The 17,837-nt window shown below is 73.0% G+C and carries 15 protein-coding genes; 13 read left to right on the top strand and 2 right to left on the bottom strand.

Translation table 11 applies throughout. The features are described from left to right. The 5 genes from ABD350_RS11990 to ABD350_RS11970 all read left to right on the top strand — a co-directional run bounded on the left by ABD350_RS11990 (position 1) and on the right by ABD350_RS11970 (position 3,547). The gene (locus ABD350_RS11990) at positions 1 to 1,548 is read left to right on the top strand and encodes a DUF6519 domain-containing protein (RefSeq protein ID WP_344347921.1); all 1,548 of its coding nucleotides are present in this window, start codon (positions 1 to 3) and stop codon (positions 1,546 to 1,548) included. Beyond that, positions 1,548 to 2,435, top strand: a complete 888-nt coding sequence (locus ABD350_RS11985; RefSeq protein ID WP_344347920.1) for a peptidoglycan-binding protein — start codon at positions 1,548 to 1,550, stop codon at positions 2,433 to 2,435. The genes ABD350_RS11990 and ABD350_RS11985 overlap by 1 nt, the downstream gene beginning before the upstream one ends. A 104-nt stretch (positions 2,436 to 2,539) precedes the next feature. Continuing rightward, the gene (locus ABD350_RS11980) at positions 2,540 to 2,866 is read left to right on the top strand and encodes a PadR family transcriptional regulator (protein ID WP_344347919.1); all 327 of its coding nucleotides are present in this window, start codon (positions 2,540 to 2,542) and stop codon (positions 2,864 to 2,866) included. After that, positions 2,863 to 3,219 carry a DUF1048 domain-containing protein gene (locus ABD350_RS11975; protein WP_344347918.1) on the top strand — a complete coding sequence of 119 codons (357 nt, stop codon included), beginning with the start codon at positions 2,863 to 2,865 and terminating at the stop codon, positions 3,217 to 3,219. Before ABD350_RS11980 ends, ABD350_RS11975 begins: the two co-directional genes overlap by 4 nt. 1 nt (position 3,220) lies before the next feature. Further along, positions 3,221 to 3,547, top strand: a complete 327-nt coding sequence (locus tag ABD350_RS11970; RefSeq protein WP_344347917.1) for a DUF1048 domain-containing protein — start codon at positions 3,221 to 3,223, stop codon at positions 3,545 to 3,547. Between the two features lie 99 nt (positions 3,548 to 3,646). Here the strand turns inward: ABD350_RS11970 and ABD350_RS11965 are convergent, their stop codons facing one another. Together ABD350_RS11965 and ABD350_RS11960 are read right to left on the bottom strand one after the other, a co-directional pair. Next, positions 3,647 to 5,287: an alkaline phosphatase D family protein gene (locus ABD350_RS11965; RefSeq protein WP_344347916.1), complete on the bottom strand. Its 1,641-nt coding sequence runs from the start codon at positions 5,285 to 5,287 to the stop codon at positions 3,647 to 3,649. A 391-nt stretch (positions 5,288 to 5,678) separates the two neighbouring features. Further along, positions 5,679 to 6,500 carry an SDR family NAD(P)-dependent oxidoreductase gene (locus ABD350_RS11960; RefSeq protein ID WP_344347915.1) on the bottom strand — a complete coding sequence of 274 codons (822 nt, stop codon included), beginning with the start codon at positions 6,498 to 6,500 and terminating at the stop codon, positions 5,679 to 5,681. A gap of 116 nt (positions 6,501 to 6,616) precedes the next feature. Here ABD350_RS11960 and ABD350_RS11955 point away from each other — a divergent pair, with 116 nt between their 5' ends. The 8 genes from ABD350_RS11955 (at position 6,617) to ABD350_RS11920 (ending at position 17,778) form a co-directional block, all read left to right on the top strand. After that, positions 6,617 to 7,246, top strand: a complete 630-nt coding sequence (locus tag ABD350_RS11955; protein WP_344347914.1) for a TetR/AcrR family transcriptional regulator — start codon at positions 6,617 to 6,619, stop codon at positions 7,244 to 7,246. Positions 7,247 to 7,451: 205 nt separating this feature from the next. Then, positions 7,452 to 9,251, top strand: a complete 1,800-nt coding sequence (locus tag ABD350_RS11950) for a hydroxysqualene dehydroxylase (protein ID WP_344347913.1) — start codon at positions 7,452 to 7,454, stop codon at positions 9,249 to 9,251. A 655-nt stretch (positions 9,252 to 9,906) separates the two neighbouring features. Continuing rightward, a complete protein-coding gene (locus ABD350_RS11945; protein ID WP_344347912.1) occupies positions 9,907 to 11,577 on the top strand; it encodes a hypothetical protein in 1,671 nt (556 codons plus the stop codon). Continuing rightward, a complete protein-coding gene (locus tag ABD350_RS11940) occupies positions 11,570 to 12,673 on the top strand; it encodes a Gfo/Idh/MocA family oxidoreductase (RefSeq protein WP_344347911.1) in 1,104 nt (367 codons plus the stop codon). Before ABD350_RS11945 ends, ABD350_RS11940 begins: the two co-directional genes overlap by 8 nt. Next, positions 12,670 to 13,809 carry a Gfo/Idh/MocA family protein gene (locus tag ABD350_RS11935; RefSeq protein WP_344347910.1) on the top strand — a complete coding sequence of 380 codons (1,140 nt, stop codon included), beginning with the start codon at positions 12,670 to 12,672 and terminating at the stop codon, positions 13,807 to 13,809. The genes ABD350_RS11940 and ABD350_RS11935 overlap by 4 nt, the downstream gene beginning before the upstream one ends. Further along, positions 13,806 to 15,071 (top strand): B12-binding domain-containing radical SAM protein, encoded by a 1,266-nt coding sequence (locus ABD350_RS11930; RefSeq protein ID WP_344347909.1) that lies wholly within the window; start codon positions 13,806 to 13,808, stop codon positions 15,069 to 15,071. The genes ABD350_RS11935 and ABD350_RS11930 overlap by 4 nt, the downstream gene beginning before the upstream one ends. Continuing rightward, a complete protein-coding gene (locus tag ABD350_RS11925; RefSeq protein ID WP_344347908.1) occupies positions 15,068 to 16,576 on the top strand; it encodes a methionine--tRNA ligase in 1,509 nt (502 codons plus the stop codon). Before ABD350_RS11930 ends, ABD350_RS11925 begins: the two co-directional genes overlap by 4 nt. Continuing rightward, complete coding sequence (locus tag ABD350_RS11920) at positions 16,573 to 17,778, top strand: MFS transporter (protein WP_344347907.1); 1,206 nt, start codon at positions 16,573 to 16,575, stop codon at positions 17,776 to 17,778. Before ABD350_RS11925 ends, ABD350_RS11920 begins: the two co-directional genes overlap by 4 nt. The last annotated feature ends 59 nt before the right edge of the window (positions 17,779 to 17,837 follow it).

Below are 17,837 nucleotides of genomic sequence, written 5' to 3'. Positions count from 1 at the left end.
ATGCACGCCGACCTCTCCCGCGCCACCTTCCGCCCGGAGCGGCACTACTCCGCGGTCCTCGCCCAGCAGGGCCGGGTACAACTGGACGCCGACCTCAACGAACAGACCGCGATCCAGCTCCACCAGGCCCGCACCCTCGCCGCCGACCTCATCGGCCGGCACGGCGGACCCGCCGGCGCCTGCGGCTTCCGCGTCGAGTACGTGGGCGGCAGGCACGACATCGACACCCTGTACATCCACGGCGGCCGCTACTACGTGGACGGCATCCTGTGCGACGCCGACCGCCCCGCGCCCGGCGTCCCGGTACCGGACGAGGACACCGGACAGCGGCAGCCCGCCGGGACGGACGCCCACTGGGACTACTGGAACCAGCCCGACGCCTTCCGCGACCCGGAGCGGCCCGGCGACCGGCTGCCCTCGCCCGCCCGGTCGCCCTTCCTCGTCTACCTCCGGGTGTGGGAGCGGACGGTCTCGGCGGCCGAGGACCCGGCGCTGCGCGAGGTCGCCCTCGGCGCGGCCCTGCCGGACACCACCGTCCGCGCCAAGGTCGTCTGGCAGGTGCTGCCGCTGCCCCTGACCGCGCTGGACATCGAGGACGCCGCACCGTCCCCGGGAGCCGTCCGCGAGGCCTTCGAGAAGTGGGCCACGGCCCAGGCGGCGCCCTCCGCCCGGCTCGCCGCCCGCGGCGAACGACCCGAGCACGCCGACGACGACCCCTGCCTGGTCCGCCCCGACGCCCGCTACCGGGGCCCGGAGAACCAGCTGTACCGGGTGGAGATCCACGCGGGCGGCGCGGCGGCCGACGCCACCTTCAAATGGTCCCGGGAGAACGGCTCGGTCGTCTTCCCGGTGGACGAACTCGACGGCACCTGGGTGCGGCTGGCGACCCTGGGCCTCGACTCCAGGCTCGATCTGGAGGTCGGCGACCGCGTCGAGTTCACCGACACCGCCCACGCCTCCCGGCTGGAGGCGCTGCCCCTGCTGCGCGTCGAGGAACTGGACCTGCCCGGCCGCCGCGTCCGCCTCTCCGCCGAGCCGGACCCGGGTGTGGGGCGCCTGCCGCACCTGCACCCGTTCCTGCGCCGCTGGGACCACCGCGAAGGGCCCCGGCGCAAGGGCCGCACGAACTCCCTGAAGGGCGGGGCGGTACCGCTCACCGAGGGGGAGTGGCTGCCGCTGGAGGACGGCGTCGAGGTCTACTTCGCCGAGAACGGCGCCTACCGCACCGGCGACCACTGGCTGATCCCCGCCCGCACCGCCACCGGAAGCGTCGAGTGGGACACGGACGCCGCGCGCCGCCCGCTGCTCAAGGCCCCGGCGGGCATCGACCGGCACGTCGCCCCGCTGGCACTGGTCACCGGCGAGGGCAGCACCGTCGACCTGCGCCAGGCCTTCGGCCCGCTCGCCGCGGACGTTCCTCCGGCCGACCAGGCGGCCCTGGACGCCGAGGCGCGCGCCGCACAGGAGGAACAGACCACCGAGGCCGGCTCCGTGGGGGGCCGTTCCCAGACCACGGCGGCGGGGGCCGCCGCGGAAGGAGACGAGTGATGGCACAGCCGATGAGCGCGTCCAAGCTGCTTCAGGTCCTGCGCGCGGAGGGCCTGACGGTCCACGAGGTGCGCGACTGGCGCCACCACAACCGCAATTCCAAGGGGCCCTGGGGCCCGGTGCACGGCGTGATGATCCACCACACCGTCACCTCGGGCACCCGGAACTCCGTGAACATCTGCTACGACGGCTACGCGGGCCTGCCCGGGCCCCTGTGCCACGGGGTCATCGACAAGGACGGCCACGTCCACCTCGTCGGCAACGGCCGGGCCAACCACGCCGGTCTCGGCGACGGCGACGTGCTGCGGGCGGTCGTCGACGAAAGAAGCCTGCCGCAGGACAACCAGGCGGACGTCGACGGCAACCGGCACTTCTACGGCTTCGAGTGCGTCAACCTGGGCGACGGCAAGGACCCCTGGCCCGAAGTGCAGAAGGAGGCCATCGAGAAGGTGTCCGCCGCGATCTGCCGGCACCACGGGTGGTCGGAGCGCTCCGTCATCGGCCACAAGGAGTGGCAGCCCGGCAAGCAGGACCCGCGGGGCTTCACCATGGACGGCATGCGGCGGCGCATAGCCGACCGGCTCGCGGGCGAGGGCGGCAAGGATCCGGACGGCCCGGGGCCCGGGCCCAAGCCCGAGTACGCGCCCTTCCCGGGCGCCGGCTTCTTCCACGTGGGACGGAAGTCCCCCCTGATCACCGCGATGGGCCGCCGCCTCGTCGCCGAGGGCTGCGGGCGGTACGAGAAGGGGCCGGGCCCCGAGTGGACCGAAGCCGACCGCGAGTCCTACGCGGCCTGGCAGCGGAAGCTGGGCTACCGCGGCAAGGACGCGGACGGGATCCCGGGCCGGACCAGCTGGGACCGGCTGAAGGTCCCGTCGGACGGCTGACCGCCCGGTGAGCGCACCGGAGACGCCGCCGCCTGCGCTATTCAGTGGTACTTTATAGCGGTACTCGGTACCACGAGGTACCGGCAGGGCTGAGGAGCGTCCCGGTGGAGGACCTGACGGAGATGTTGAAGGGCACGCTGGAAGGGTGCGTGCTCGAAATCATCGGCGGCGAGGAGACCTACGGGTACGCCATCACCCGTCGGCTGAACGAACTCGGCTTCACCGACGTCGTCGAGGGAACGGTGTACACCATCTTGCTGCGACTGGAGAGGAACGGACTCGTCCAGGTGACCAGACGGCCCTCCGGGGTCGGCCCGCCGCGCAAGTTCTACGCCCTCAACGACGCCGGACGCGAGGAACTCGCGAAGTTCTGGGCGAAATGGCAGTACGTCTCATCGCGTATCGACAAACTCAGGGAGGGCGGGAGATGAACTACTGGGAGAAGGTCACGGGCGGCGATCTCACCAGGGACTGGAAGGCCTTCGAAGCCCGGGCCGCGGCCCTGCCGGACGACCACCGGGAGGCGTGGGGCCAGATCGTCGCCCACCTCTTCCCCTACGGGGACTTCACCGGCCGCAACCTGATACCGATCCTCGACTCCGCCCTGGGGCTGCTCGAAGTCTCGGCGGCGGACGGGCAGAGCGTCCACGAGGTGCTCGGCGACGACATCCGGGGCTTTTGTACGGCGTTGGCCGGCGGAGAAGGGGCCCGGACCCACCGCGACCGGTGGCGCGAGCAGTTGAACAGGAACGTGGCGAGGAAATTGAGCCGGCTGGGAGGCTGACGTGGGCATCCAGGACATCATCGAGGGCAAGAAACAGTGGCGGGCGCACGTGGCCCGGGTCAAGGCCCTCCCGCAGGATTACCAGATCGTCTACAAGGAGATGCAGAAGTACCTGTTCAAGGTCGGACCGATCGATCTGCCCGACGGGCCCCTGCTCCCCGGGATCGTCGACTTCTTCGAGGAGGGCGCCGCCGCGGGCAAGGGAGTCCTGGAACTCGTCGGCACCGACGTCGCCGCGTTCTGCGACGACCTGGTCAAGGACTCCCCCACCTACGCGGACGTCTACCAGGACTCCCTGAGCGGGAAGCCCGGCGCGGCCGGGAAGTGACCGGCCCCAAGGCCGCCGGAGCCGGCGATGCCCCCCGAGCGGTCGGCGCTGCCGGGGCCCGGCACTCCCTCACCCCGCGTGCTCCGTTGCCGCGCGGATTCAGGCCGGGACGAGTCCCGGGGCGCCGGCTTCCGTGACGAAGGACGCCGCGGTCGTGACGGGGGCGCCCGGCTTGGTGACGTACGGGACGGTCTTGAAGTCGGCGCGGGCCGCTTCCCGTCCGAGCGCGACGGTCACGTAGCCGCGCCGTCCGTTGTAGAACCTCATGTGCGGGTTGGCCGCGAGGTAGGTGGCCCAGTTGCTCGGCCGGTCCGCCCCGTCGCGCCCGCTGGTGATCGACGTGGTGACGATCTCCGTGCCCACGGTCGGGGAACCGGGGTCGCCGAAGTCGCGCTTGATGTCGAACGCGTAGTGCACGTGCACGTCGCCGGTGAGGACCACGAGGTTCTCCACGCCGGCGGTCTCGGCCCCCGCCAGGACCCGCTCGCGGGAGGCCGGGTAGCCGTCCCAGGAGTCCATGGAGACCTTGGACGGCGTAGCGGTGGTGTTGTATCGCCGGGAGAAGGTGACCTGCTGCGGTACGACGTTCCACAGCGCCCGCGAGGCACGCCAGCCGTCGATCAGCCACCGCTCCTGCGTGGCGCCGGTGAGCGTGCGCGCCGGGTCCTCGGACTCCGGGCCGGGGTACTGCCAGCCGTCGCCGTAGGCCTGGTCCGAGCGGTACTGGCGGGTGTCCAGGACGTCGAACTGGGCGAGGCGCCCCCAGTGGAGGCGGCGGTAGAGCCGCATGTCGGAGCCCGTGGGCAGCTGCGGCCGGCGCAGCGGCTGGTGCTCCCAGTAGGCCCGGTAGGCGGAGGCGCGGCGCAGCAGGAACTCCTCGGAGGAGCCGCCGTCCTCCGGGGTGTCGTCGGCGTAGTTGTTCTCCGTCTCGTGGTCGTCCCAGGTGACGACGAAGGGGTGCGCGGCGTGCGCGGCCCTCAGGTCGGGGTCGGACTTGAACAGGGCGTAGCGCAGCCGGTAGTCCTCCAGCGTCACCGTCTCGCGGTTGTAGTGGGCCGGGAGGGTGCGGTCGGTGTAGTTGCGGTTGTTCCCGGTGGCGTTGACGGCGTACTCGTACAGGTAGTCGCCCAGGTGGAAGACGACGTCCACGTCGTCTTCGGCGAGATGGCGGTAGGCGGTGTAGTAGCCGTCGGCGTAGGCCTGGCAGGAGACGGCACCCAGGGTCAGCGCGGTGGGGCGGGCGCCGGGCGGCGGGGCGGTGCGGGTACGGCCGGTGGGGCTGAGCCATGCCCCGGCCCGGAAGCGATAGAAGAACACGCGGTCCGCCGGCAGGTGGGGCACCTCGACGTGGACGGTGTGGCTGAGCTCGGGATGGGCGGGGGCGGTGCCGCGCCTGACGATCCGGCGGAAGTTCGCGTCGTGGGCCAGTTCCCAGTGCACGGTGACGCGCCGCGCGGGCAGTCCGCCGTCGGGCTGGTACGGCTGCGGGGCCAGCCGGGTCCACAGCAGGACGGAGCCCGGAAGCGGGTCGCCGGAAGCCACGCCCAGCGTGAAGGGGTCGTCGGTGATCCTCCGGGCGTCGAACTCGGCGGCGGCGGCCGTGCCGGCGGTGGGCAGGTTCACGGCGAAGGCGAGCGCGGCGGCGGCGCCGGTGACGGTGAGGAAGCGGCGCCGGCCGAGGTGCCTTGCGGCGGCGCGCAGTTCGGGGGCGTGCTGGGACGGGCGTGCTGCGGATGTCATCCGGTCTCTCCCCTGTCGCGGTCGATGCAGGGGGCAGTTGACAGGGCCGTGACTACCGCGACGGGGCAGGAGCCTGGCAGACTCATGACGCTCACATGACGGAAGCGCGCGTTCCGTAACCGAGCGAACCACCCGGCCCAGCCGTGCCACCGGCACCGGCACCTGCATGGCACCGGCTCCGGCACCGGTCGCGCGGTCCCCGCCGCCGCACCGCTGTGCGCGGGCCGCCCGGTGGCCTGGCCGGGCGCCGTACCGAGACCCTGGGGGAGAGGCGGCGGCCCCTACGGCCGTCGGTCGGGGAGTGCCGTGCCGCCCAGCCGCGGAAGACGGTCCGTGTCCGGTGCGGCCGGGGCGGGTCGCCGGCTTCCGGGTGTACACGGCGCGGGGCCGGTCAGCCCGGGGCGAGACGGCTGAGGTGTTCCCAGGACCGGTACAGCTCCGTCCGGGCCTGGTTCATGTGCAGGACGTGGTCGAAGGACTGGCTGCCGACGATCAGCCGGCGGGGCGGGTCCGGCAGCGCGGCCAGTTCCATGATGACCGGAGCGGCGGTGTCCGGGTCGGGGGCTACGGCGTCGCCCCACAGCGCCTCCATCTCCGTGCGCAGGGGCTCGTACCGCGGCAGGGGCTCGGTGGCCGTGGTGCCGGTGGTGAACAGACCGGTGTTGTAGCCGCCCATCTGCACGACGGTGACCTTGATGCCGAAACCCTCGACCTCCCTCGCCAGTGCCTCGCTGACCGAGTCCAGCGCGGCCTTGCCCGCGCCGTAGAAGCCGACGGTGGCCATGCCGCCGCCGCTGCCCATCGAGCTGACCTGGAGGAGCCGTCCCCCGCCCTGGGCGCGCAGGTGAGGAAGGACCGCCTGGGTCACCCACACGGCGCCGAAGAAGTTCACATCGAAGTGCGCCCGGATCTGTGCTTCCGTGGCCTCCTCCACCATGCCGTAGAGCATGCCGCCGGCGTTGTTGACGACGACGTCGAGCCTGCCGAACGCCGCCGCCGCACGTTCCACCCCCTCGAACACGGCCCGGCGGTCGGTGACGTCCAGGGGCAGCGGGACCAGGTGGTCGGGATACTTCGCCGCCAGTTCCGCCAGCGGCTGGACGTCCCGCGCAGCGCCCACCACGCGGTCGCCGGCCGCCAAGGCCGCCTCGGTGAAAGCCCTGCCCAGGCCGCGGGACGCGCCGGTGATGAGCCAGACCCTTGCTTCCGACATGAAATCTCACTCTCAGTAAACGAGACGGACCGTACCGTTTCGATGTCAGCCTAGGGCGTTGTTCCCGAAGTGGCAATACGGACCGTCTCGTTTACTTTTTTGGGTAGGGTGACCGCATGTCCAGCGAGAAGGGGCCGGACCACTCCCGGCGCAAGGAGCGATCCCGGCAGGCGATCCTCGCGGCCACCCGCGCCCTGGTCGCGGAGGAGACGTACGAGAAGGTCACCATCGAAGCCATCGCCGCCCGGGCCGGCGTCGGCAAACAGACGATCTACCGGCGGTGGCCGTCGAAGAGCGCGGTCGTCTTCGCCGCCCTTCTGGCGCTGAGCGAGGACGCCGACGGACAGTCGGTCGCGCTGCCGGACACCGGCGACCTGGAGGCCGACCTCAAACTCGTCATGCGGGCCACGGTCGAGGAGTTCACCGACCCGGCTTTCGACAGGCTGATCCGGGCCCTCAACGCCGAGATCGCCAACGATGACGCGCTGGCGGCCGAGTACCGGGAGAAACTGGCCCGGCCGCTGGACGAGGCGAAGAAGGCACGCTTGCGCAGCGCTCAGCGGGCCGGCCAGCTCGACGTCGACGCCGACCTCGACCTGGTGCTCGAAGTGCTCTACGCGCCCCTCTTCCAGCGGTGGCTGTACCGCGGGGGTCCGCTGACGGCCGCATACGCCGACTCACTCGTCGACGCGACCCTCAGGGCGTTCGCCCCCCGGAAAGAGAGCGGACCGACTCCGCCCGCGTGAGGGGAGCGCCCCGCCACGGAAATTCCGGCCCTGGCCTGACGGAACGGCGGCGCTGAGCCGTCGTGCCCCGGGTGCCCCGGCCCGGGCGGTGATGTGCCCGCACACGAGGGCGCCCACCGGTGAGTCCCGCACGATTGTGAGGATGACGTGGTGACCGAATGGCGCCCTGTCGCCGCGTTCCCGGTCTCTCTACCCTCCGGTATCCATGACAACAGAACACCAGGGAACGACGCGCAGACGGTTCCTCGCGGGCGCCGGGGGCACGGTGGGCGCCCTCGCCTTGTCGCCGGGTGCCGTGCAGGCCGCTGCCGCCGCCCCCACCGGCAAGCACGTCGCCGTCCTCGGCGGAGGCGTCGCCGGACTCAGCGCCGCCCACGAACTCGCCGAACGCGGCTACACCGTCACCGTCTACGAGTACTACGACGTGCTCGGCGGCAAGGCGCGCTCGATGGACGTACCGGGAACCGGCACGGACGGCCGTAAACCCCTGCCCGGGGAACACGGCTTCCGCTTCTTCCCGGGCTTCTACCGGAACCTCCCGGACAGCATGCGCCGCATCCCCTTCCCCGGCAACGCGGGCGGCGTCCACGACAACCTCCGCAACGGCACCGAGGCGCTGTTCGCCCGGGCGGGCGGCCGCCCGGACCTGCACTTCCCCCTGCGGCGGGTCACCACCCCGCCCGCGCCCGGCGACATCACCCCGTCCTGGATCCGCGACCAGATCCTCTCCGTCCTCGACCTGGGCAGCCGGCTGCCCGCGCACGAGGCCGCCTACTTCGCCGGCCGTGTCCTCGTCCACCTCACCAGCTGCGACGCGCGCCGCGAGGACCAGTGGGAGAAGACCCCCTGGTGGCACTTCATCCGCGCCGAGCGGATGAGCGAGGAGTACCGCACGCTCCTCGGCATCGGACAGACCCGCAACCTCGTCGCCACCCGCGCCGAGGTCGCCTCCACCCGCACCGTCGGCCGCGTCATCATCGAGGCGCTGCTGCTGTGGGGCCTGCTGGGCCGCGGCATGGACGGTGACGCGGACATCGACCGGGTGCTCAACGCCCCGACGAGCGAGGCGTGGATCGACCCGTGGTCCGCTCACCTGCGCTCGCTGGGCGTCCGGTTCGTCCTCGGCACCGAGGTGCGGGAGGTGCTGTACGACGGTGGACGCGTCACCGGCGTACGGGTCTCGGCCCGTGACGGAAGCGACGAACGCACCGTCACCGCCGACCACTACGTCTCCGCGATGCCCGTCGAACACGCCCGGCGGACCTGGGGTGCCGCGCTGCGCGCGGCCGACCCGCAGCTCGCCCGGTGCGACGCGCTGCAGACGGACTGGATGACCGGTGTGCAGTTCTATCTGCGCACGCCGACGCCCGTCGTCCACGGGCATGTCAACTGCCTCGACTCACCGTGGTCGGTGACCGGCATCGGGCAGGCGCAGTTCTGGGACGTACGGGACTTCTCGGCGGACTACGGCGACGGACGCGCCCACGACTGCCTGTCGGCGATCGTCTCGGAGTGGCACAAGCCCGGGATCCTGTACGGCAAGACGGCCCGTGAGTGCACGCGCGAGGAGATCGTCGAGGAGTGCTGGGCGCAGCTGAAGGACGCGCTGAACGACTCCGGCAAGACGACGCTCAGGGACGCCGACCGGATCGCCTGGTTCGTGGATCCGGCCGTGACAGGCCTCGGCGGCCCCGACCCGCAGAACCGGGAGCCGCTCCTGATCCATCCCGCGGGCACGCTGTACAACCGCCCGTCGGCGAAGACCGCCGTGCCGAACTTCTTCCTCGCCGGGGACTACGTCCGCACCGACGTGGACCTGGCGACGATGGAAGGAGCCAACGAGTCGGCGCGGCGCGCCGTCAACGCGCTGCTCGACCGGGACGGCTCGGACGCCGAACGCTGCCGGATCTGGGAGCTGTACCGCCCGCGGGAACTGGAACCCCTCAAGCGCGTCGACGAGGTGCGCTACCGCCTCGGCCTGCCCAACACCTTCGACCTGGGATGATCAGCGTCGTCGCGATCCGGTCCGGCGGCAACGGCTCGATCCCCGCCCACCGGGCGTCAGTCGACGACCGTTCTGTGCGATGACCTGTGGACTGGGGTGCTGTACCGCCCTCTCCGCAACAGGCCCGGTGGCGCCCACTGCCGAGGCAGACGGAGATGCCAGGGAGATCGTGGATCTGCTGGGTGCCGGGGGTCGCCGCGGCATCCGGCCAGAACCTTCACCGGTCTAGGAGCATCTTGGCTGTGACGTGATCGGCGGTGGCCGGGGGCGGAGTGGCCATCCCGACTTGCGGGTGACGCGTGACATCGCGTGCGTGTGAGAGCGAACGGCCGTGCCGCACGGCGAGCGGGTACGCGGCCCGCCGTACGGGGTGGCGCGCGTACCCCGTCTCCGGCCTCAAGTGGCGCATACCACCAGTGCGCTGAGAGATCAGTGCATGTCCCGCTCGGGCAAGACCACCGCTCGCCACGTCGATACAGTCGTGCCTGCTCCCACCCCCCCATTCCCCGCGACATAGTGCGCGTCTCCTCACCCCACCCCTGTGCTGCGCCTCGGTGTCATCGCCGCATCGGCCCGGCCGGTCGTCCCGTCCGCCCGTCGCACATGGCACCCGCATGCCGGACGCACCCAGACGCAACGACGAAAGAAAGTGTTGATGAGCCACAACGCTGTGATAGGCACATCCCCGGACGCTGGAGAACTGTCACGGGCCGCCGCCACCGCGCGTATCCACGACGTGGTCCACGGGCACTGGCCGCCGGACGTCCCCCTGCGGCTGCGGTTGCGGCAGTGGCCGGCTCCCACGGAACCGCCGCTGATGGGCCATGAGATCGTCTCGCTGGGCGACGCCGGACACCTGCACCTCCTCGACACCGGAACCGGCCGTGTCACGGTGCAGTTCACCCCCGAGCCGGAAGCCGCGCCGCACGCACTGGAACACAGTGACCCTCCCACACCGCGGTGGCGCGCCGTCGTCCTGACGGAAGGCGTCCAGCCCGGCGCCTCGCGGCCCGCCGAGGTCGCGCGGGCACTGGCCGAGGCCCTGCGCGAGGAAGGCGCCGCCTTCAGCGAGGGCGAAGTGGCAGCCCTGTGGAAGGCGATGCCGCTGCTGCGCCGCTACGCCACACCGGACGGCACCCTGGCCGACTGGGCCCTGATATTCCGCGACCACTACGTGGAGAACAGCGTCGGCTTCCTGCTGGCCGCCGAACGCGCAGGCTTTCCGGCCCGGTGGATCTACGCCCTGGACAAGGGCGACAAGACGCTGCGCCGGGAACGAGTGCACGGCTGGTTCCTCTCCCGCGGCTACCGCAGCGCCACGCTCGACAACTCGGTGGTCAACAAGACCGCCACCGCCGAGGAGGTCGCCCACGCGCGCGCCGTCGGCTCCGACGTCGACGCCTTCATCCGGGCGGCGCGGGCCGACAACAGGCGTGTGCTGATGGTCGACGACGGCGGCATCATCGCCCTCGGAACCGGACACGAGCGGCTGATCACCGAAGTCCCGGACGCGGCCCTGGAACTGACGGTCAGTGGACTCAAGCGCATCACCACCGCGGACGGCCCCCGGCTCCCCGTCTTCAACATGGCACGCTCGGAGGTCAAGACACACCTGGCCTACGCCGAGATAGCCGACTCCTGCGTCCGGCGGCTGCGCGCCATCGTGCCGGGGGAGAAGTTCGTCGGCCGCCGGGTGCTGGCCCTGGGCTTCGGCACCCTCGGCGCGCGGATCGCCCGAGCGCTGCGCGCGACCGGCTGCCGCGTCACCGTCGTGGACACCGACACGCTCGCGCTCGTACGCGCGGCCGAGGAGGGGTTCGACACCAGCCGCTCCGCCCGGGAGGCCCTGCTGCGCACCCGTCCCTTCCTGATCGCCGGCAGCACCGGCGAGGACGCGCTCACCGAAGCCGACCTGGGGCTCTTGCCCGAGGGTGTCCTCCTGGCGGGTTTCGCCACCCGCGACTTCAGCCTGCTGAGTGAACGCCGCGTCGCCGCACGGGCGTCGGACGTCCCCGGCGTCGGTGTCCGCTACACCCTGCCCGAGGGCCGCTCGGCGATCCTGCTGGGCGACGGCCGGTCGCTCAACCTCTACGCCTACGAGGGCATACCCAACCGCGGCTACGACGCCTACCGCGCCGCCACCCTCGTCGCCGCCAAGCACCTGTGCCGCTCCGCGGCGACCCTCGCACCCGGGGTGCACCTCGGCGCCGTCGACGCCGCGGTGCGGGAGGCGGGCCTGTACGAGGCGTACTACGACACCTATCTCGCCGACACCGCCGGGCCGGCCACGGCGGGTACCGACCACGACGGCGGTGCGCATGTCTGACCTGCCCCGCGTGTGCGTCGTCGGCTACGGAGTGGCCGGCCGGCTCCACCACCACCTGCTGCAAGCCGCGGGCCTGCGGGTCTGTACCGTCGACCCCGCGCCGGCCACCGGCCCCGCCGGCGTCCGCGACCGCCGTCCCGCCGAGCACTGGACCCGTCTGGAGGACGTGCCGGGCCCGGTCGCCCTGTGGTCGCTCTGCACCCCCACCAGCGCGCACGTCGACACCCTCGCGGCGGTGCTCCGGCGCGAGCCGCGGGCCCGGGTCATCCTGGAGAAGCCGGCCTGCCGGGCGGAGGACGCCCCCCGCCTGCTGGAACTGCTCCGGCGGCACCCCGAGGCGCGCCTGATCGTCGTCAACCAGTACCGGCACGCCCGCGCGCTGCGCCTGCTGGACGGCCTGCGCCGCCGGTACATGCCGTCGCAGCCGGTGACGGCGGTGCGTGTCGCCTTCAGCAAGGACCGGCGGGCCGACATGGAGGCCGGCCGGTTCATCGACCGGGACCACGGCGTCTTCGGCTACGAATGGCCGCACATGCTGGCCGTGGCGAGCCGCCTGCTGCCCGCCGACACCTACCGCGCCTACATCGAGGGGCCGGTACAGGAGGTGAGCGGCACCGTGCACCCCGACTACTTCGTCACGGCGGCCCGGGAACGAGCCACACCGGCCGACGGCGTGATTCTGGAGCTGTACTCGTCGGTCGTCGGCGACCGGCCCGACGACCCCGGCGTCCCCGACTGGGCGCGCCCCTTCGGACACTCCACCGGCGGCCGGCGGCGACTGGCCCAGATCCAGGCCGGACCCGCGCTGTTCACCGCCGAGATGGACCCGGTCGCGCTGCCGGACGGCGGCCGGCTGCCCCGCAACACCCATCGGCTGACGGCCGAACTCCCCACCGGCCGCAAGGAGATGCTGGTGAACGACTCACCCCTGGACAACGCCTTGCGGACCGCGGTCGCGCGGCTGCTCGGCGACACGCCCCCGCCCCCCGTGGACCTGCGGCCCGTACACCGCATCAGCGCCCTCGCGGACCGCTTCGGACACCACGGCCGCGTCACCCCGGCCACCGCCGGGCAGTCCCACGGAGGTGCCGCGTGAGCAGGCTCGGCTTCGGCATCATCGGCTGCGGTGTGATCGGCGGTCTGCACGCCCGGGTGCTGCGTGACCACCCGCCGCTCGCCGCGCGGGCGCGCCTCGTCGCCGTCGCCTCCCCCTCCCCGGAGCGCGCGCGGCGGCTCGCGGCGGAGACCGGCTGCGAGGCCACCGGCATCGACACCCTCGTCAACCGCGCCGACATCGATGTCGTCAGCGTCTGCGCGCCCAGCGGACTCCACGCCGAACTGGGCCGCCTCGCGCTGGCCGCGGGCAAGCACGTCGTCGTGGAGAAACCCGTCGAGGTGACCGCCCGGGCGGCGGACGCACTGATCGACAGCGCCCGACGGGCCGGACGCACCCTCGCCGTCATCAGCCAGCGCCGCTTCGACCCCGCCTCCCGCACGGTGCGCTCCGCCATCGACGCGGGCGAACTGGGCACACTGACCTCGGGGCTCGTCGAAGTACCGCTGTGGCGCGGCCAGTCGTACTACGACTCGGGCGACTGGCGCGGCAGCCGGGCGCTGGACGGCGGCGGCGCGCTGCTCAACCAGGGGGTGCACGCCGTCGACCTCGTCCAGTGGTTCCTCGGTCCCGTCGTGGAGGTCGCCGCGCACACCGCCCTGCGCGGACACCGGGGCATCGAGGTCGAGGACGTCGTCACCGCGACCCTGCGGCACGCCGGCGGTGCGCTGACCTCCCTGCTGGCGACCACGGCGGCGTACCCGGGACGCACCACACGGCTGGCCGTGCACGGCGACCGGGGCAGCGCCGTGATCGACAACGACGAACTCGCCTACTTCCACGCGGCCCGGCCGGGGGACGACACCTCCGCCTACGGCGCCTACGGGGCCGGCAACCAGGCCGCCGAACGCCGCCCCGCCCCCTTGGCCCGGCAGCGCGACGCCAGCGGCCTGCTCCCGGCCCCGCACGGCGACCAGCTCGTGGACCTCTGTGACGCCATCGCCGAGGGACGCCCGCCCCGCGTCGACGGCCACGAGGCCCGCAAAGCCCTGCTGACCGTGCTCGCGGTGTACGAGGCGGCGCGCACCGGCACCGTCGTACGCGTGCCGTCGAGCGCGGCCCCGGCCACCGCCGCGTCACCCACCGCGCACACCCCCGTGATCCCGGAGTCGGTATGACCACTGTCTGCTTCGTCGTCGCCGACGACGAGTTCGAACGTGACTTCCTCCAGCTTCCCCTGGACATCGCCAACGCGGCGGCCGTGCTGCGCCAGGACGGTATCGACATCGCCGTCTGGGACCGCCGCCTGAGCGCCGGGGCACCCGCCGTCGACACCGTGGACGTGGCCGTCGTCGTCACAGCCATCGCCGACCGCGCTCAGTGCTATCCACTCGATCTGGGCCCCGTACGGACCGCCGTGCGGGAGATCCGGCGGACCTGGCCACGGGCCACCGTCGTCGCGGTCGGCCCGCACGCCACTCAACTGCCCACCGCCACGCGGCGCGAACTGGGCGTCGACGTCGTCGCCCGCGGGGAGACGGACGCGGCGGCGGTGCACGGTGTCCGGGACGTGCTCGGCGGCAGGCCCGCCCTCGGCGAGCTGCCCCTGGCCGGGACCTACCCGCCGCCGGACTTCGACGGAGCGCCGCTGCCCGCCTACGACCTGCTGGACCTGACCGCCTACACCGCCGAGACGTTCTCCGGCGGACGGGTGCGGCGCGGACCGTGCGGCATGGTGCTGGGCGTGCGCGGCTGTACCTACGGCTGCACGTTCTGCCATCTGCCGTTCGGCACCCGCATGCGTCCGCAGCCCGTGGACCGCACCCTCGCGGAGATCGACGCGATGCGCGAACGCGGCATCGACTCGCTGTTCTTCCTCGACTACGTCTTCGGTCTGCACCCCACCTTCTACAAGGACCTGTGCGCGCGCCTCGCCGGCCGCGGCATCGGCTGGACCGGCCAGAGCCGGGCGGAGGTGGTCCTGCGCCAGGACGTCGACCAGTGGGCCGCGGCCGGCTGCCACGGCATGTGGCTGGGCGCCGAGTCACCCGCCGTGGCCGAGACCGGCGTCGGCAAACGCGTCCCGGCGGAGAAGATCGACGCGGCGATCCGCAAGCTGTCGGCAGCCGGGATCACCCCCTTCGCCTTCCTCCTGCTCGGCCTGCCCGGCGACCCGGCGTGCCTGAGCGGCGAGGTCGTCGACTGGGCCGCTTCCCTGCCCGGCTACTTCGGGCTCAACCAGCTCTTCCTGCGGCCCGGCACCCCGCTCTACGACGAACTGGCGGCCGACTACAACGGCGGTGCCACACCGGCGACATGGGCCGAGGTGGAGGCGGTCACCCGGCGCTACCGGGAGCGCTACCCGGTGAGCCTCGACGACCTGTGGGACCGGCTCGTCCGGCTGCCGAACTACATCGGCAACGCGATGGCGGCCGTATGACCGCCGCGCACACCCCCGCCGGCGACGGTCCCCTGCGCATCACCGTGCCCGTGCCGAACGTGCATTCCTACCGCCATCTCGGGTTCGCGGTCGACCTGATCCAGGCCGACGCACTCGCCCGCCACCACCGCTCGCCGGGCAGATCGGTACGCGTGGTCGGCGGCACCGACGAGAACTCGGCGGTGACGGTGCGGCTCGCCCGCTCCACCGGTGTCCCGCCCCGCGCACTCGCCGACAGGGACGCGGCCGGCCTGCCCGAACTGCTCACCGCACTGCGCACCCCGCTGGACGCCCGGGTCCGCACCAGCGCCTCGGCCCGGCACAGGGAACTGGTCGAGCGGCTGTGGCGGGACTGCCTCGGCGCGGGCGACCTCTACCAGGGCGAGTACGAGGGCGACTGGTGCGAGGCGTGCGGTGGTTTCGTCGCGGCGAGCGGCGGCCGATGCCCGCGGCACGGCACCCCGGTAGCGCCCGCGACGGAGCCGAACTGGTTCTTCCGCACCTCCCGGTACCGGGACCGGCTGCGCGACGCCGTGGCCTGCGGCGCACTGAGGATCGTCCCCGCCGCTCGCCGGAACGAGGTCCTCGCCTTCCTGGACTCGGGTGTCGAGGACATGAGCGTCTCCCGGCCCCGCGAGCGGTCGGACGGCTGGGGCCTGCCCGTACCCGGCGATCCCGGCCAGATCCTGTACACCTGGTGGGACGTGCTGGCGGCCTACCTGGACGAGGGTGAGGACGGGCACCATCCCTGGGAGCAGGACGCCGAGCACTGGCAGATCATCGGCAAGGGCATCCTGCGCGTCCATGCCCTGCACTGGCCCGCCGTGCTGCTGTCGGCGGGACGCCCGCTGCCCGGCGCCCTCGCCGTGCACCAGCACCTGACGACGCGGGGACTGCCCCCGCAGGACGGGGCCGGGGCCGGGTTCGACCCGGTCGCCCTGGCCGGGCACCACGGAGCGGACGCGCTGCGCTGGTGGGTGCTGCGCGAGATGTCCGCCGGTGACGACACGGACTTCACCGTGGGCCGGATGCTGCGCCGGGCGAACGAGGACCTCGCCAACAGCGTGGGCAACCTGGTCAACCGTGTCGTCGGCATGGTCCACCGCTACCGTGCCGGACGCGTTCCCGACGGGCCCCGCGACCCCGGCACGGACATCGCGGTCGGCTCCGCGCGCGCGGAGACCGCCGAGGCACTCGCCGCGTTCGACTTCCGTGCGGCGACGGCGGCCGTGCTCGCCCTGAGCCTGCACGGCAACCGTCTGGTGGAACGGACACGGCCCTGGGAACTGGCCAAGGCGGAGGCCCAGGGCGAAGATCCGGCCGCCGCCCGCCGACTGGACGCGGTCCTCGCCGAGGCCGTGGCGGTGTGCCGGGCGCTGGCAGAGCTGCTGGCACCCTTCGTACCGGATCTCGCGGAGCGGATCGCCCGCCAGTGCCGGGGGACACCGCTGCCGCCGCAGAGCCCGGTGTACCCGCGCCACCAGGAGGAGCCCGCCGCACCGTGACCACCGATGCCCGAAGCGCGGTCCGTGAGACGGGCGAGGCGCGGCCCGCCCTGCCGCGGGCGTTCTGGTGGCTGTGGACCGCCACGCTCGTCAACCGGACCGGCGGCTTCGTCGTCGTCTTCCTGTCGCTCTACCTGACGCTGGAGCGAGGCTTCTCGGCCTCCTTCACCGGTTTCCTCACCACGCTCTACGGCGCCGGGGGCGCCGTCGGCGCACTGGCCGGCGGCGTCGTCGCGGACCGCTGGGGCAGGCGGTCGACGCTGCTGGCCGCCCAGTTGCTGAGCGCCGCCGGCACGGCGGCGCTCGCGTTCGCCCACGGCCGGACGGCGCTCGCCGTCCTCGTCTGCCTGGCCGGGCTGACGGGCAACGCGTCCCGCCCGGTCGTACAGGCCGTGGTGGCCGACATGGTGCCCGAGGAGGCCCGGGTGCGGGCATTCTCCCTCACCTACTGGGCCGTCAACATCGGTGTCGCCGTCTCCTCCGCGCTCGCCGGGCTGCTGGCGCGGGACGGTTTCCTCCCGCTGTTCCTCGGCGAGGCGGTGGTGACCGCGCTCTGCGCGCTGACCGTGTACGGCACGGTCCCCGAGACCCGGCCCGGCCCGGCCCCCGGGGCGAGCCCGGCAGCTCCGCCCGACGGCGCGGACCGGCGCCGAAGACGCCTGTTCCCGGCCTTCGTGGGCGTGACCTTCCTGACCGCGCTCCTCATGCAGGAGACCAGCACCGCGCTCCCGCTCACCATGGCGGGCGCGGGCCACACCACGCGGGACTACGGCCTGGTCATCACCCTCAACGGCCTGCTCGTCGCGGCGCTGCAACTCCCCGCGGGCCGGGCCGCGGCGCGGTTCCCGCCCGCGCTGGCGCTGGCCGTCGGCGCCGTACTGCTCGGCGGAGGGCTGGGCCTCACCGGCCTGGCCGGCTCCCTGGAGACGTACGCCCTGACCGTGGTGATCTGGACGGCCGGCGAGATCATCCTCGCCCCGACCGCCATGGCCACCGCGGCCGCCCTGGCACCGCGCCACGCGCACGGCCGCTACCAGGGCGCCTACAGCGGCGCCTGGGCCGCTGCCGCCTGCGTCGCCCCGGCACTCTCGGGCCGCGCACTCGACACCGTGGGCCCGGCGGCCCTCTGGGGCACGAGCGCGGCGCTCGGCGCCCTGGCAGCCGCCGGCTACGTGGTGATCCTGCGCGGACGGCGGAACTAGGCCGTTTCCTTCGGATCACCTCGCCGACCAGATGAAGATGGCGGCGAGGTGGAGTCCGG

The organism is Streptomyces nogalater (genome assembly GCF_039532885.1).
Classification (GTDB): domain Bacteria; phylum Actinomycetota; class Actinomycetes; order Streptomycetales; family Streptomycetaceae; genus Streptomyces; species Streptomyces nogalater.
Note: the sequence above shows the minus strand (reverse complement) of the source record. Positions and strands in the feature narration are given on the sequence as shown.